Source organism: Sulfitobacter sp. HI0040, assembly GCF_001634885.1.
Lineage (GTDB): Bacteria > Pseudomonadota > Alphaproteobacteria > Rhodobacterales > Rhodobacteraceae > Sulfitobacter.
In genome coordinates this window covers 1-14,413 of the sequence record NZ_LWEX01000235.1, presented here as the reverse complement: position 1 = coordinate 14,413, position 14,413 = coordinate 1, and the positions used below count along the sequence as shown (strand labels likewise).

14 protein-coding genes and 2 pseudogenes are annotated in these 14,413 nt (G+C 62.7%); 6 read left to right on the top strand and 10 right to left on the bottom strand.

Annotation, left to right across the window (positions count from 1 at the left end; translation table 11 throughout):
• Positions 1-34: 34 nt before the first annotated feature.
• Positions 35-283 (top strand): annotated as a pseudogene (locus A3728_RS12920) (type I methionyl aminopeptidase); the annotation flags it as partial.
• A gap of 8 nt (positions 284-291) precedes the next feature.
• Here the strand turns inward: A3728_RS12920 and rsmD are convergent.
• Both rsmD and A3728_RS12910 read right to left on the bottom strand, forming a co-directional pair.
• Entirely contained in the window at positions 292-861 is a 570-nt protein-coding gene (gene rsmD, locus A3728_RS12915; protein WP_067924402.1) for a 16S rRNA (guanine(966)-N(2))-methyltransferase RsmD, read from the bottom strand.
• On the bottom strand, positions 858-2,066 hold the full coding sequence (locus A3728_RS12910) for an NAD(P)/FAD-dependent oxidoreductase (RefSeq protein WP_067924401.1): 1,209 nt from the start codon (positions 2,064-2,066) through the stop codon (positions 858-860). The genes rsmD and A3728_RS12910 overlap by 4 nt, the downstream gene beginning before the upstream one ends.
• Positions 2,067-2,156: 90 nt before the next feature.
• On the opposite strand from A3728_RS12910, the gene A3728_RS12905 reads away from it, so the two are divergent.
• On the top strand, positions 2,157-2,645 hold the full coding sequence (locus tag A3728_RS12905; protein WP_067924396.1) for a peroxiredoxin: 489 nt from the start codon (positions 2,157-2,159) through the stop codon (positions 2,643-2,645).
• A gap of 51 nt (positions 2,646-2,696) precedes the next feature.
• On the opposite strand, the gene A3728_RS12900 is transcribed toward A3728_RS12905, so the two are convergent.
• From A3728_RS12900 to A3728_RS12870, 7 genes are all read right to left on the bottom strand, one after another.
• Complete coding sequence (locus A3728_RS12900; protein ID WP_067924393.1) at positions 2,697-3,542, bottom strand: mechanosensitive ion channel family protein; 846 nt, start codon at positions 3,540-3,542, stop codon at positions 2,697-2,699.
• Between the two features lie 10 nt (positions 3,543-3,552).
• The gene (locus tag A3728_RS12895; protein ID WP_067924390.1) at positions 3,553-3,873 is read right to left on the bottom strand and encodes a 4a-hydroxytetrahydrobiopterin dehydratase; all 321 of its coding nucleotides are present in this window, start codon (positions 3,871-3,873) and stop codon (positions 3,553-3,555) included.
• Positions 3,870-5,057, bottom strand: a complete 1,188-nt coding sequence (locus A3728_RS12890; RefSeq protein ID WP_067924387.1) for a GNAT family N-acetyltransferase — start codon at positions 5,055-5,057, stop codon at positions 3,870-3,872. The genes A3728_RS12895 and A3728_RS12890 overlap by 4 nt, the downstream gene beginning before the upstream one ends.
• A gap of 116 nt (positions 5,058-5,173) precedes the next feature.
• On the bottom strand, positions 5,174-5,950 hold the full coding sequence (locus A3728_RS12885) for a glycerophosphodiester phosphodiesterase family protein (RefSeq protein ID WP_067924384.1): 777 nt from the start codon (positions 5,948-5,950) through the stop codon (positions 5,174-5,176).
• Positions 5,947-6,405: a RidA family protein gene (locus A3728_RS12880; RefSeq protein ID WP_067924381.1), complete on the bottom strand. Its 459-nt coding sequence runs from the start codon at positions 6,403-6,405 to the stop codon at positions 5,947-5,949. Before A3728_RS12880 ends, A3728_RS12885 begins: the two co-directional genes overlap by 4 nt.
• A gap of 81 nt (positions 6,406-6,486) precedes the next feature.
• On the bottom strand, positions 6,487-7,773 hold the full coding sequence (locus A3728_RS12875) for an HlyD family type I secretion periplasmic adaptor subunit (RefSeq protein WP_067924379.1): 1,287 nt from the start codon (positions 7,771-7,773) through the stop codon (positions 6,487-6,489).
• Positions 7,770-9,461, bottom strand: a complete 1,692-nt coding sequence (locus A3728_RS12870; RefSeq protein WP_067924376.1) for a type I secretion system permease/ATPase — start codon at positions 9,459-9,461, stop codon at positions 7,770-7,772. The genes A3728_RS12875 and A3728_RS12870 overlap by 4 nt, the downstream gene beginning before the upstream one ends.
• A gap of 145 nt (positions 9,462-9,606) precedes the next feature.
• Between A3728_RS12870 and A3728_RS12865 the strand changes: the two genes are divergently transcribed.
• On the top strand, positions 9,607-10,353 hold the full coding sequence (locus tag A3728_RS12865; RefSeq protein WP_236627998.1) for an MlaA family lipoprotein: 747 nt from the start codon (positions 9,607-9,609) through the stop codon (positions 10,351-10,353).
• Positions 10,331-10,939 (top strand): MlaC/ttg2D family ABC transporter substrate-binding protein, encoded by a 609-nt coding sequence (locus tag A3728_RS12860; RefSeq protein ID WP_443069024.1) that lies wholly within the window; start codon positions 10,331-10,333, stop codon positions 10,937-10,939. The genes A3728_RS12865 and A3728_RS12860 overlap by 23 nt, the downstream gene beginning before the upstream one ends.
• Before the next feature lie 50 nt (positions 10,940-10,989).
• Here A3728_RS12860 and A3728_RS12855 read toward each other — a convergent pair whose 3' ends face one another.
• On the bottom strand, positions 10,990-13,218 hold the full coding sequence (locus tag A3728_RS12855; protein WP_067924370.1) for a transglycosylase domain-containing protein: 2,229 nt from the start codon (positions 13,216-13,218) through the stop codon (positions 10,990-10,992).
• A 252-nt stretch (positions 13,219-13,470) separates the two neighbouring features.
• Here A3728_RS12855 and A3728_RS12850 point away from each other — a divergent pair, with 252 nt between their 5' ends.
• Together A3728_RS12850 and A3728_RS12845 are read left to right on the top strand one after the other, a co-directional pair.
• Positions 13,471-13,809 (top strand): P-II family nitrogen regulator, encoded by a 339-nt coding sequence (locus A3728_RS12850; protein ID WP_067924365.1) that lies wholly within the window; start codon positions 13,471-13,473, stop codon positions 13,807-13,809.
• 17 nt (positions 13,810-13,826) lie between these two features.
• Positions 13,827-14,413 (top strand): annotated as a pseudogene (locus tag A3728_RS12845) (ammonium transporter); the annotation flags it as partial.

The following is a 14,413-nucleotide window of genomic DNA, read 5'->3' as shown; positions in this document are numbered from 1 at the left end:
CGGCCAAGGTTCACCATGGGCTCGATGGTAAAGAAATGTGCTGCATTACGGGCGCCCCGGCACCGGGGCGATGCTAGAACCCGGAATGTTCTTTACCATCGAGCCCATGGTGAACCTTGGCCGGGCGGAAACCAAGACACTCTCCGATGACTGGACGGCGGTCACTCGGGACAAGTCGCTGTCGGCCCAGTTCGAACATTCGGTCGGTGTCACGGAAGATGGCTGCGAGATATTCACGCTGTCGCCCGCGGGTCGCTTTCATCCCACATACCAGCAGGACTGATCACCCCGTCAGTCGCGATTGCCATTTGCCCTGTAGCACAGCAGGGTGACATGGGTGTCGCCGTACTTGCGGGTCGCGATGCGTTCGAACCCCTGAAGCGCCTGCATGGGGGCATTTTCTTCCCAAACGACCATGGCATCGGTGGCGATCCAGCCGCCCCGCGCCACCCTGTTCAACGCCACCTGACCCAGATTGCGCCCATAAGGCGGATCGAGGAACACAAGGTCGAAGGCGGCCATGGGCCATGCGGCGAGACGGGTCGCATCACTGCGCATCAGCGTCGTCCTGTCCTCTAACCGCAACTTCTCGATGTTTTCCGAGATGAGCCGCTGGGCGGGGCGCCCATTCTCGACAAACACCGCCTCGGCGGCACCGCGTGAAAGCGCCTCCAGCCCCAATGCCCCGGTCCCGGCGAAGAGATCCAGCACACGGGCGTTTTCGATAACATCGTGATGCGTGAGCATGGAAAACAACGCTTCGCGCACCCTATCAGAGGTCGGGCGCAGGTGCGCCTCCGCATCGCCTTTGCCGACGGACGCGAGCGCGACACCGCGATATGTGCCGGCAATGATCCTCATCCGCGCAGGAGCGATTTGAGATCCGTGTCAGGGTCTACCAGTGCATCGGGGTCTGGCGTCTTGCCCGCATCGATTAGCCGTTTGCCCACCATGTAGCCGCGGGGATCGTTCATGGCGTCCACCGCCAGCAAGCAGCCGTCGCCGTAATACCAGAAGGATCGGGCGCCCTCTTCCGCCCCGCGCGTATAGACGCTGTCATACCCGGTGTTGAGCCCCGCGATCTGCAGTTTCACATCGTACTGGTCCGACCAGAACCAGGGCTGGGCCACATAATCACGCCCCGCGCCCAGGATGTTGTCGGCCACGCACTCCGCTTGATCTATTGCGTTCGGAACGGATTCCAACCGGATGCGCGTACCTCGATAGGGAAAAGAAGTGCAATCGCCCGCGGCCCAGACATGGGGCACAGAAGTACGGCCCTGCGCATCGACCGCAATGCCATTGTCGATCGCAATGCCTGCCGCTTCGGCCAGACGCGTATCAGGCAGGATCCCCACGCCCACGATGACGAAGTCGGCACCAACTTCCTGCCCGTCTGAAAGCCGCGCGCCCGTTACATGGGTCTCCCCCAGCAGCCGGTCCAACCCGACGCCTTCGCGGATATCGACACCGTGGTGCGTATGCAGATCGCGGAAGAATGCGCTCGTTTCCGGGGCCGCCACCCGTTGCAGGATCCGCTCGGCCATTTCCACCAGCGTCACGGACAGCCCGCGCTTTGCCGCGACGGCGGCCGCCTCCAACCCGATATAGCCGCCGCCCACGATCAGCACCCGGCTGCCCTGCTCGAACCGCGGCGCCATGGCGTCCACATCGGCAAGGTCGCGCACGACATATACGCCTTCCAGATCGCCCCCCATGGCATCAGGCAGCTTACGGGGAATCGACCCGGTGGTGAGCACCAGTTCGTCGTAGTCCAATGTCGCGTCCGGCAAGGTCAGTTGGCGCCGCTCGGTATCGACCCGTTGCACCCGCGTTCCGAGACGCAGATCGATATCCTGTTCATCGTAGAAAGCCGCAGGACGCAGATAGAGCCGTTCCAGCGCCATCTCTCCCAGCAGGTAGGCCTTGCTGAGCGGCGGGCGTTGATAGGGCGGTACGGCTTCGGCACCGATCAGCGTGATGCGGCCGTCAAACCCCTTGTTTCGCAGGCGTGCCACGCAGGAGGCCCCGGCCTGACCGGCCCCCACTACAACAACGTGCTGCATATTCGCGTCCTTCGATTAGTGTAGCCTACCGCCCCGGCACAGCCTATATCCGGAGCAACCGCAAACGCAATTCACGGAAAGGCTTGCTATATGACGATTTCCCAGGGTGACACGCTCCCCGACGCAACATTGATCCAGATGGGTTCGGAAGGCCCGGAAGAGGTGCAACTGCGCGACAAGCTGAAGGACCGCAAGGTCGTTATCTTTGCCGTGCCCGGGGCCTTCACCCCGACCTGCCATTCCGCCCATGTACCCAGCTTCGTGCGCACGAAAGACCAGTTCGACGCCAAGGGAGTGGACGAGATCATCTGTATCGCCTGCAACGATCCTTTCGTGCTGAAAGCATGGGGTGACTCCACCGGGGCAAATGATGCGGGGATCACCATGCTTTCCGACGCTGCAGCAGAGTTCACCAAGGCGATCGGAATGGACTTCGACGCCGCCTCCCGGGGCCTCGTGGCCCGGTCCAAGCGTTATGCAATGGTGGTGGATGACGGCAAGGTCACTCTCTTCCACCCGGAAGAGGCCCCCGGCGTCTGCGAAGTTTCGGGTGGCGAGACGTTGCTCGCCAGCATGTGAGTTTCGGCGGCGGGGGGGGCGTCAACACGCGACCCCCGCCGCCAAATGCCGTTATTCGGCGGCCTGAACGATAGTGCGCGTCGGGAACGGGATGTCCACACCGCCGTCATCCAGCGCTTCCTTCACCTTGCGGGTCATATCCGCCTTGAAGGCGAAATAATCGCTGGCATTGCACCAGACCCGCACAAGGAAATCCACGGAACTGTCGTTCAGGTTTGTCACCTGGATGAAGGGCGCGGGATCGGCCATGGCGCGTTCGTCCGCCATGATCGTGTCACGGATGATATCCTCTGCGGTCTTCAGGTTGGCGCCATAGCCCACGCCGAAGGTCCATTCCGCACGGCGGGTGGGGTTGACCGAATAATTCGTGATGACATTGCCCCAGACCTCCGAGTTGGGCACGATCACCTGCACATTTGAGAGGTCCGCTAGTTCCGTGAAGTTGAGATTGATCTGCTTCACAGTCCCCATCTCGCCCGCCACTTCAACGAAATCACCGATCTTGATCGGGCGGAAGAAGATCAGCATGACCCCCGCCGCCACGTTGGACAGCGTGCCCTGAAGCGCAAGGCCGATCGCCAGACCGGCGGCACCGATCACCGCAACGACAGAGGTCGTCCGCACCCCGAAGGTATTCAGCACGAAAAGCACGCTGAAACCGATGACCACGTAGCGCACGATGGAGGCGAGGAAATCGAACAGCATCTCGTCCAGATGCCGGTTACGCTTGCCGAGGTTCTGCACCCGGTGCTGCAACCATGAGGAGATGATCCACCCCAGCAGGAGAATGACGATCGCGCCGAGTATCGACCCGAAAGTCGATGCCAGAAATTCAAGCGTCAGCAAATCCGCGAGGGTATTCCCCTGCCAGAGTTCGGTGTTCATCCAGTCGTTCATCGTCTTCCAGTCAGTCTTTCTTGGCCCCGGTGTCGCCCCCCGTCAGGCCGTCCATCTTGCGGGCCAATTTCGCATCCAGCGAGCTAAGCCCATCGACATCATGCGTAATCAGCGTCACGTCGACCCGATTGTACACATTGCGCCACTCCGGATGGTGGTCCCACTTTTCGGCCCAAATAGCAACGCGCGTCATCCATCCGAAGGCATCCGCGAAATCCGCAAACTTGAATGTCTTTTCGATCGCGTCGCGCGATTCGGCCATTTTCCATCCCGTCGCGAACAACGGGGGCAGTACCGTTTTACGTGTTTCCTTGCTCAGCTTCTCGGTCATTCCTGTTCCTCGATATTGCTGCGACGGAAGGGGCCGTAGTCCGTCAAAACCTCTATTTCCTCGTCGACGGCTGCACGTTCGGCCTGCAGGTAATCCGCGACGGCCCGGGAAAAGCCCGCATCGCGCATCCAATGCAACGACCACGTGGGCGTGGGCAGGTAGCCGCGCGCCAGCTTGTGCTCCCCCTGTGCGCCGGCCTCCACCGTGGCGAGATCATGGGCAATGGCGAAATCCATGGCCCTGTAATAGCACAATTCGAAATGCAGGAAGGGGTGATGTTCCACGCATCCCCAGTAGCGGCCAAACAGCGCGTTTGCCCCGATAAAGTTCAGCGCCCCCGCGACCCAGCGCCCATCACGCCGCGCCAGCACCAGCGCGATGTCATCGCGCAGACGTTCCTGCGCCAGATCGAAAAACTGCCGCGTCAGGTAGGGGGAGCCCCATTTGCGCGCCCCGGTATCCTGATAAAAGCGCCAGAAGGCGTCCCAATGCCCGGGCTCGATCTCGTCCCCCGTGAGGGTCACGATCTCGCCCCCGAAAGTGATGGCCTGTGCGCGCTCCTTGCGGATGTTTTTGCGTTTGCGCGAGCTCAGCGTTGAAAGAAAACCGTCGAAATCCGCATAGCCCTCGTTCTTCCAGTGAAACTGCTGCGATTTGCGCACCAAAAGGTCCATTTCTTCGGCGCGCGACGCCTCCTCCCGGGTACAGAACGTGACATGGAACGATGACAGCCCGTTACCGTCCGTGAGCTGCATGGCACCTTGAGCAAGTGCTGCCATGCCGGTCTCTTTGAAACCCGGTCGTACAAGGAAACGCCGCCCCGTGGCAGGAGTATGGGGTACCGCGATCTGCAGCTTGGGATAATAGCGCCCCCCTGCCCGTTCATAGGCATGCGCCCAACTGTGGTCGAAGATGTATTCACCCTGAGAATGCGATTTCGCATAGAGCGGTGCGACGCCGATCACCGTATCCCCAACGGCAGCCGACAAGTATTGCGGTTGCCAGCCGGTGCCCTGCCCCACGCTGCCGGACTCTTCCAGCGCGGACAAAAAGCGATAGGTCGTGAAAGGGTCCCGCGGGCGTGCGCCATCTGCCGCCTCGGGGCAGGCACAGGCATCCCAGACTTCCTGCCCAATGTCGGACAACCGCTGTACGACGCGGATTTCGACGCTCTGTTCTGTCATGGCCTGTATTTTGGCACCATGCCGCCATCCACCCGCAGGATCGATGACCGCACTCGCCTGAACCCCTTCAGCTCCTGCCCGGCTCTATCTGTGGTCCGAACGGGCGGGTTCAACCCTCAGCCCGCTGCGGCAGACAGGTCGGCGGATGGGCGAAAGCCTTCGAACGTGATGTTGTCCACAGCAGCCAGAGCGATCGATGCCTCTTGCGGGCTACGTACCGTCCAACAAGAAACATAGGCCCCCTTCGCCCTCAGCTCCGTCACCCGCGGACGGGAAAGATCGCCACATTCGTGGCTGATGAAACAGGACCCGGTCCGTTCGAAATCAGGAATGCCGCGCAGCCGGTCACAAGTTGCACGCGGCAGCGGCCAGTCTTCGTAGTGATAGGCGCTTGTCACAAGGCCCCTCGCAACCTTCGGCGCCAAATCGGCCATCAGTCCGACACTGTGCGGATTGAACGACATCACGGCCACTTCGCCGTCATAGTCCTGCAACCCGCCCGCAACAGCCTGTTCGAGCAGCCCGACATCCGGCCCCATGCCGCCATCCTGATCCTTGATCTCGATCAGCAGCGGGACCCTGCCAGCTATCATGGTCAACACCTCGGGAAGCCCCGGAATCCCTTCGGAACCTCCGGTCAGGCCTATTTCGCCAAGCTCAGCGGCGGAACGGAGCCGCACCGCGCCGGTGGCATCGGTAAGGCGATCCAGCGCATAATCGTGAAATACCATGGCGGCACCATCGGCGCTCAATTGAACGTCGATCTCGATCCCGTAGCCCGCATCAATCGCGGCCTCGATGGCGGCGCGGCTGTTTTCGGGCCGCCCGTCGGCCATATCGTGCAGGGCGCGGTGGGCGAATGGAACGCGGCGAAAACCGTCCGGCAGCATCATTCGATCTCGAAGATGCCTTCGATCTCGACCGCGACCCCCAGCGGCAACGAAGCGGCCGAAACCGCGGAACGTGCGTGACGCCCGGCATCGCCCAGCGCCTCGACGAAGAAGTCGGACGCGCCGTTGATCACCTTGGGCTGGTCCTTGAACTCCGCCGTGGAATTCACGAAGCCGGTCAGTTTGACCACGCGCTTCAACCGGTCGAGATCGCCGTCACACGCTGCGCGCACCTGCGCCAGCAGGCTCAGCGCGCAGGTACGCGCGGCGGTGGCGCCTTCTTCCACCTGCATATCATCGCCAAGTTTGCCCGTAATCAAACCGTCCGGCCCGTTCGAGATCTGGCCGGAAACATAGACGGTATTTCCCGTGCGCACGAAGGGCACATAGTTCGCCGCGGGGGCGGGCGCGTCGGGCAGGCTGATGCCCATTTCTTCGAGACGTTTGGCGAATGACATCGAGAGGTCCTTTCGGTTGCGCTGAGCCAGCAGAGTTTGCGCGACGCTACCGTCGGCGCGCAGGAACCGAAAGGGGCTGCATCAACTTTCGCGAAATGCGTGGGCGAAATAACTGGTGATCGGCGCGGTGAAATAGGCAAGAGGAGAGCGTTGCCCGGTCTTTACGAATGCCTCCACCGCCATCCCTGGGCGCAGCGCGCCGCGGCGGTCGAGCATTTGGCGGGCCGCGGGATCAAGCGCGATATCGACGCGATAATAGGTATCCCCGGCCCTTCGGTCTTCAAAGGCGGCTGCGGAAACGCGGGTCACACGGCCTTTCAGGTCCGGGGCGTCCGCATGGGCCAGCGATTTCAGCCGAACCCGCACATGCTGGCCGGTAAAGACCTGTCCGACATGCCGGGGCGGCAGCCGAGCCGCCACCAGCATGGGGCGATCCTGCGGAACGATGTAGAGGATGGGCTGGGCGGCGCCGACGACCGCCTCCCGCCCCAGGATCTCCAATCCGTTCACGACACCGGCAACCGGCGCCCGAACGGTGGCGAGAGCGATCTTCGCGGCCAGTGCCGCCCGCTCCTCCTGCAGGTCGAGCAAACGGAGCCGTATTTCCTGCAACCCGGCGACCGCCTCCTCCCGCGGCGTATTGGCCAGACGCGCCGCTTCGATATCCATCTCGACCATGCGTTCGCTCGTCTCCGCCCGCGCCGCTTCGAGCGCCCCGATCTGACCGTCAATGCCAGCCGCCTCCCGCCGCAAATCCAACACGCTCCCGCTCGGGGCAAGACCACGGTCGAGCAGTTGCGCCTTCTTCGCCAAATCCTCTTCGAGCAGAAGCTTCTGCCGCTGCAGTGCTGCGAGTTGCGCGCGGAACCCGTCCAACTGGCGTTCGATCTGCGCGCGCCGCCTGACGATCTGGGCGATCTGCTGTTCCGTCGCTGTCCGGCGCAAGGCGAACCATCTCTGATGGCTTTCGCGTATCTCTGCGGCCCCGTCCCCGGAGAGCGAGCCGGGGAAATCTATCCCCGCCGCCCCGTCACGCTCCGCAATGAGCCGCGCCTGCCGCCCGGCGAGTTCCAGCAGACGCTTATCCATATGCCTCACACGCGCCTCTTCCCGGGTTGTATCCAGCCTGAGCAGCGGAGCGCCCTTTTCCACAAACTCGCTTTCCCGTGCCCATAGTTCGGCGACCTTCCCCCCTTCGGGATGCTGTACGATTTGACGATCCCGCTCCACTTCGATCTGCCCCGGAACGACAACCGCGCCGTCGATCCGGGCGAGGACCCCCCAGCCGATCGTTCCAATCAAAAGCAAAAGAACAGCGCCCATTCCGACAAGAACACCGGCGCGGGGCGAAGGGATACTCCACGTCATCGCCCCACGACTCTCCGTGGTGTGGTGGCTGGTGCGATATAACGCGGCATCTTCCGCAGGACCTCCTCTGCGGGGCCATAGGCCGTGGGCCGACCCCGGGACATCAACAGCAGCTTGTCGCAGCCCTTCGCCTCCGCGACTTGCTGCGTCAGGAGGATCACCATTCGTCCGTCAGCCCCGGCGGCCTCTATCGCGCTTTTCAGCGCGTGTTTCGCATCCTCCCCAAGATGGGTGCCGGGCGCGTCGAGCACGATCAGCATCGGATCACCATAGAAGGCGCGGGCGAGCGAAATCAGCTGTATCTGCCCGGCGGAAAGCCCTCTCCCCCCCGAACCGATCACCGTATCGTATCCCTCCGGGAGGGATCGGATCATGTCATCCGCGCCCACAAGGCTGGCCGCCTTTGAAATCTGGCTCGGGTCCGCATTGGATGAAAAATTCGCGATGTTTTCCGCAACCGTACCGGGCCACAGGCGCGGATGCTGCGGCAGGTTCCCGATGAACCCCTGTGCGCCCCGGTCATAGCGATACAGGGGGGCCACCCCCAGCAATACCCGCCCCGCCAACGGCGGCAGCAAGCCGGTCAGAAGGCAGGCAAGGCTGGTCTTTCCTGCACCTGCCGGTCCGACCACGCCCAGAACTTCCCCCGCTCTTAGCTCGATATTGACCCCGACAAGCGCGGGCATCTTGGCATCGGGCCAGCGCAGGGCGAGGTTTTCCATGATCAGCGGTGGCTCAGGACACGGCTGGGGCAAGGTGGAACGATGCGAGGCCCCGTTCTTTTTCGTCGCTTCCAATGCCTGCCAGGACAGCCTGCCCTGTTGCAGCATCGCCCAGTTGGCTGTCAGTTGATCCAGAGGTGCCAGGGCCCGCCCCGACAGGATTGTGCCCGCGATCATCGCGCCGGGCGTCAGCGCGCCCTGCAGGGCCAGCCATGCACCAAGACCCAGCATGGCAGACTGAAGCATCAGCCGCAGCGCCCGCCCCACTGCCTGCGCGCCCAGTCCTGCGGCACTTGCCTGCCAGAGATGCCTTTCCGCAGTGTCCCGCCACGTCTGCCATTGGCTGCCCAAATGCCGTGCCGCCGTCGGCACGGGCTGCGCTTCCCCGGCTTGAACCACAAGCCCGCGGGCGCGTATTTCGGCCTTAGCAGCCCTGCGCCGCGCGCCTTTCGTCAGCAGATGGGCACAGCCGGTGGCGAGGATCAGCAACAGCGCCCCACCCAGCGCCAACCACCCCAGCAAAGGGTGGAATACGAACAGCAGGCCGAAGAAAACCGGCGACCATGGAAGATCGAGCACCGCAAAGACGGCAGGCGATACGAGCGTCGCATGAACCCGCGCGACATGCTCCAGCGCGACTGTGGGCGCATTGGCCCGGTGCGCGGCCATATCCGCATCGAAGGCCCGCGCTTCGGCCCCCCGGCGCCATTCCGCAGCGAGGAACCACATGATCCTGCAGCGCCCCCAGTCGATCACCGCCATTGTTGCGTAAAGAAACACCATGAGCAGGGTCAGCGAGACGAGCGTTTCGACAGAAGCGGAACCAAGCACCCGGTCATAGACCTGCAGCATGTAAAGCGGCCCGGTGAGGGTAAGGAGGTTGGTGAAGACGCCAAAGAACACGACGGCGAAAATCAGCCCCCGCGTCGTGCGCGGCCCGCTGCCGGAATCGTTTTCGTGGTGCATCGGGTCCCTTCCCCGGATAGATTGACCCGGATGTGCGGCCGGTCACTTCCCGAAACTGTCATGGCGGGGTAAAGGAACGGTTGTCTGCCATTCCCGCCGCATCGTTTAGCGGAAACCAGATCGTCACGCCGGACAGGAGACCTCTTTGAAGCACCTCATTTCCTCGCGGCCCCGCACGGGCTTTTCCATTCTGCTGATGGCGGGCCTGACGCTGGCGGGCTGTGCCGCGCCGACCATTCCCGCGGGGGACGGCGCTATCAACGACCCCTATGAGGCGCGCAACAGGCAGGTCCATGACTTCAACAAGCGGCTTGCCGGTTCCGGCACGGGCGGTGTCGCGTCCCGCGTGCCGCCAGAGGTGCAACACCTCGTTCACAACGTCGCTGACAACCTCGCCATGCCGCAGATGGCCGTGAACAGCCTGTTGCAGGGCGATCTGGCGGATACCGGGATCGCCGTCTCCCGTTTCGCCGTCAACAGCGTCGTCGGGATCGGCGGGCTGATCGATGTGGCGGGGGAATTCGGCGTGCGCGACGTCGAAACCGATTTTGGCGAAACGCTGCATGTCTGGGGTGTGGGCGAAGGCGCCTATCTGGAACTGCCGGTAATCGGCCCCTCTACGCAGCGGGATGCCGCCGGTCGGGTGGTCGACCTCTTCACCAATCCGCTGACCTATGTTCTGGATAGCCCCGAACGTTACGTCGGCCCCTTGGCCAGCATTGCGGACCGGGTGTTCAAGACCTCCCGGCGGGGTGACGTGATCGACGATGTTCTTAACAACAGCGCGGACAGCTATGCGCAGGCGCGGCTTATCTATCTGCAAAAGCGCCGCTACGAATTGTCCCGCGCCACCGCCACGGAGCTTGAGTATGACGATCCCTATGCGAACTGACACCACACGCCGCGCCCTTCTGGCGGGGGCCGCGGCATGGGGGCTGTTCGCGCGCCCCGCCTTCGCGCTGAGCGCCGAAGAGTCGACGGCCTTCATCCGGCAGCTCGTGGCGGACATCGATGCCGTCATCGCGGCAGGCGGGTCAGAGGCCACCATGATCGGCAAATTCGAACAGCTTTTCCTGCGCTACGCCGATGTGGGCATCATGGCCCAATATGCGCTGGGTGCGGACGGTCGCCAGGCGACCGCGGCACAGAAGCAGGCGTTCGCCAACGCATTCGCGGGATATATCTCCCGTAAATATGGCAAGCGGTTCAAGCAATTCATCGGCGGACGGATCGAGATTGAGGGCGCGCGGCGGATCAAGCCCGGGTACGAGATCAAGACGACGGCCTATCTTCGGGGCGAAAGCCCGATCGAGGTTATTTTCCTCGTTTCCGACAAATCGGGGCGCGGCCAGTTCTTCAACATGTTCATCGAAGGCGTGAACCTTCTGCTGACGGAGCGGGCCGAAATCGGTGCCATGCTGGATCGGCGCGGGGGCGACATCGATCAGATGACAGCCGATCTCAGCCGCGCGGGCTGACGGGCAGCCTTACGCACCGCATAGCTGCAGCCGGGCAACCGCTTTCAAGGTCAGCGATCCCCTCGCTGAGGTGCTGTACCCGATGCGCCCGGGTTGCTCGACGGGCTGCCGAAGATATCCCGCAACACCTGATCGATGATCGTGTCGTTCCGCCGTGGGGCGCTTCCTTGGGCGGGCGCGGCGGGTTGCGTCGGCTGCGCTTCGGTGTAGCGCGTGCTGGGCAGGGGCGTCATCATCGGCAGGGGATTCATTGGCAGGCCTTCGTGCACGCGCAACATGACCTCACGCCAGATGTCAGTGGGCAAGCCGCCCCCCGTCACCCCCTCCAACGGGGTGTTGTCGTCATACCCCATCCAGACACCGGTCACATAGTCGGCGGAAAACCCGATGAACCATGCGTCCTTGGCAGCCGACGTCGTACCGGTTTTCCCGGCGAGTTCCCGGCCCCCGAACTGCCCACGCTGGCCCGTCCCTTCGGAAATGACCTTTTCCATCATGTAGACCAGTTGGCGCGCCGCTTCTTCCTGAATCACCCGTTCACCGATGCCGCCGCCTGTCCCCATGAGCGGTTCTGAATCCCCCAACAGGCGCAGATCGATCAGACCGTAAGGCGTGACAGAGGAGCCGCCATTGAGGATACCGGCATAGGCACCCGTCATCTCCAGCAGCGTGCTTTCGGAGGCGCCCAGCGCCAGCGCCGGCCCCGCGGCCAGATCGCTCTTGATCCCGAACTGAGAGGCGACCTGACTGACGATCTCACGTCCCACATTCTCCGAAATCTTGACCGCCGGAATATTGAGCGATTCCTTGAGGGCCTCGGTCAGGGTGACCGCCCCCTTGAAGTTGTTGGTATAGTTCTTCGGGCACCATTCACCGGAGCCGGGAATATTCAGGCAGTAAGGCGCATCCTCGACCAGATCGTTCGGGGAATAGCCCAGATCGAGAGCGGCGGCGTAGACGAAGGGCTTGAAGGCCGAACCGGTCTGGCGCATGGCCTGCGTTGCCCGGTTGAAGGCCCCCGCCACCTTTGTCTTGCGCCCCCCCACCAGCGCGCGAACGGCGCCATCGGCAGACATCACGACAATCGCGGCCTGCGCCTTCGATCCTTCGCGCACCTTGTTTTCGAAGATGGCACGCAGACCGTCCTCTGCCGCCTTCTGGATGCGCTGATCCAGCGTCGTCTTGATGATGACGTCCTCGGTCGTGTTCCGGGTGAAGAATTCAGGGCCGGAAGACATGACCCAATCGGCGAAATAGCCACCCGCTTCCGCCTCCGCGGCCTCCGACAGCTGAGCAGGATTGGCGATGGCGTCTTGCGCTTCGGCCTCACTGAGGTAGCCCTGTTGCCGCATAAGGCGGATCACCGTGGCCGCGCGCTCCTGCGAACGGTCAAGGTTGTTGGTGGGCGACAGGGTGGTCGGCGCGGTCAGCAAACCCGCCAGCATGGCGCCTTCGGCGGGCGTCACCGCCGCAGCGGGCTTTCCGAAGAACCGCTGGGATGCCGCTTCGGCCCCGAATGCACCGCCGCCCATGTAGGCACGATTGAGATAGATCGACAGGATGTCGTCCTTCGAATACTTGGCCTCCATCGCCATGGAGAAGAGCGCTTCCTTCGCCTTGCGCTGCAGCGAGTTGCGGCGGCATTCGGCTTCGTATTCCTTTTCGGTCTGGCCACTGGACGGTTCATAAGGTTCGCCCAGGCAGAGAAGTTTCGCCGTCTGCTGGGTGATGGTCGAGCCGCCATGGCCCTGAAGCGGCCCGCGCCCTTCGCTCAGGTTAATCCGAATGGCTGACGCGATGCCCCGTGGGCTGACGCCGAAATGACGGTAAAAACGCCGGTCTTCAGTGGCGATGACCGCATTGCGCAGATGGGGCGACACGCTGTCGGCGGTGACCACGCCGCCGAATTGATCCCCGCGCCACGCAAAGACATCGCCTTCGCGGTCGAGCAGGGTGACCGATCCGCGCGCGCGCCCATCGAGAAGCGCCTCCAGCGGCGGCAGGGTCGTGTAGATATAGCCGACCGCCAGCGCGAGCACGAGCACTGCAACTGCCGTCACACGCCAGGTGATCGTCCAGATCAGGCGCATGATCCACGCGACCAGCGCACTCAACCAGCCAAGCGGACCACGTCTGCGCGGCCTGCGCGGCGCTGCACGACGGCTCCTGCCCCCCTTTGCAGCGGACTTGCGCGTGGTCGCGGCGGTCTTCTTGCGCGCATTCTTGTTATACCGCTTGTCTGCGACGAGGGGTCGTTTCCGCTTGGATGAATCGCTCATGTACTGCCTGCCCGGGCCTGATTTGCGCGCATCTTATCGATCTCCGCGGGGAATGTTTAGCGAATAGGCACGACATTGCCGACCAGTATTTGCCGCATAATTGGGCACAATTTTGCATGTGCCTATTTTTTGTGCGGCAAGGTGCGACAAGCTGTTCGCGCGCCGCCCCAACCTCTTCCCGTATGAACCGATCCGCACTTTGCTGCAGCAGCGAAATGCAGGTTTAGCCTGCCAACGGAAAGGGCACCAAGGGTGAAACTCATCATAGCAACCATCAAGCCGTTCAAGCTGGAAGAGGTCCGCGAGGCGCTGACAGACGCGGGTGTACGCGGCCTCATGGTCACCGAGATCAAGGGCTTCGGCGCGCAATCCGGCCACACGGAAGTCTACCGGGGGGCCGAATACGTCGTGAACTTCGTCCCCAAGATCAAAATCGAAATGGTCGTTGCCGACGCAGTGGCGGAACAGATGGTCGAGACCATCGCGAAGGCCGCCCACACCGGCAAGATCGGCGACGGCAAAATCTTTGTACTGGACGTGGAGCAGGCGCTGCGCGTGCGGACCGGTGAAACCGGCGACGAAGCCATCTGATGCAAACTCTCAAGGAAATGAAAATGACATCCCCGAACCGCTACATACTTGCCGCCGGGCTAGCCTTGGCCCCCTCCCTGGCCGTCGCCCAGGATACCGAATTCGCTACTCTGGCCGACACGACCTTTATCTTCAACACGCTGCTTTTCCTGATCGGGGGTTTCCTCGTGTTCTGGATGGCCGCCGGCTTTGCCATGCTCGAAGCCGGGCTGGTGCGGGCCAAGAACGTGACCACGCAGTTGACCAAGAACATCGGCCTCTTCTCGCTCGCGGCAATCATGTATTGGCTGGTCGGCTACAACCTGATGTATCCCGGCGATGGCTGGATCATTCAGGATGTGCTGGGGGGCTTCGGCACGAAGGACGTCAAGACGACGATCGACGCCGGCGGCTATTCCAATGCCTCCGATTTCTTCTTTCAGTTGATGTTCTGCGCCACGACCGCCTCCATCGTTTCCGGCACCATGGCCGAACGCGTGAAGCTCTGGCCCTTCCTGATCTTCGTGCTGGTGCTGACCGGGTTCATCTATCCGATCGAAGCATCCTGGCAGTGGGGTGCGGGCTTCCTGAGCCAGATGGGTTTCTCGGACTTCGCGGGCTCCAC

Bases quoted from the DNA above. Each gene is read 5' to 3' on its own strand.
- rsmD (WP_067924402.1), bottom strand. From the start codon at position 861: ATGAGGATCATTGCCGGCACATATCGCGGTGTCGCGCTCGCGTCCGTC.
- A3728_RS12910 (WP_067924401.1), bottom strand. From the start codon at position 2,066: ATGCAGCACGTTGTTGTAGTGGGGGCCGGTCAGGCCGGGGCCTCCTGC.
- A3728_RS12905 (WP_067924396.1), top strand. From the start codon at position 2,157: ATGACGATTTCCCAGGGTGACACGCTCCCCGACGCAACATTGATCCAG.
- A3728_RS12900 (WP_067924393.1), bottom strand. From the start codon at position 3,542: ATGAACGACTGGATGAACACCGAACTCTGGCAGGGGAATACCCTCGCG.
- A3728_RS12895 (WP_067924390.1), bottom strand. From the start codon at position 3,873: ATGACCGAGAAGCTGAGCAAGGAAACACGTAAAACGGTACTGCCCCCG.
- A3728_RS12890 (WP_067924387.1), bottom strand. From the start codon at position 5,057: ATGACAGAACAGAGCGTCGAAATCCGCGTCGTACAGCGGTTGTCCGAC.
- A3728_RS12885 (WP_067924384.1), bottom strand. From the start codon at position 5,950: ATGATGCTGCCGGACGGTTTTCGCCGCGTTCCATTCGCCCACCGCGCC.
- A3728_RS12880 (WP_067924381.1), bottom strand. From the start codon at position 6,405: ATGTCATTCGCCAAACGTCTCGAAGAAATGGGCATCAGCCTGCCCGAC.
- A3728_RS12875 (WP_067924379.1), bottom strand. From the start codon at position 7,773: ATGACGTGGAGTATCCCTTCGCCCCGCGCCGGTGTTCTTGTCGGAATG.
- A3728_RS12870 (WP_067924376.1), bottom strand. From the start codon at position 9,461: ATGCACCACGAAAACGATTCCGGCAGCGGGCCGCGCACGACGCGGGGG.
- A3728_RS12860 (WP_443069024.1), top strand. From the start codon at position 10,331: ATGACGATCCCTATGCGAACTGACACCACACGCCGCGCCCTTCTGGCG.
- A3728_RS12855 (WP_067924370.1), bottom strand. From the start codon at position 13,218: ATGAGCGATTCATCCAAGCGGAAACGACCCCTCGTCGCAGACAAGCGG.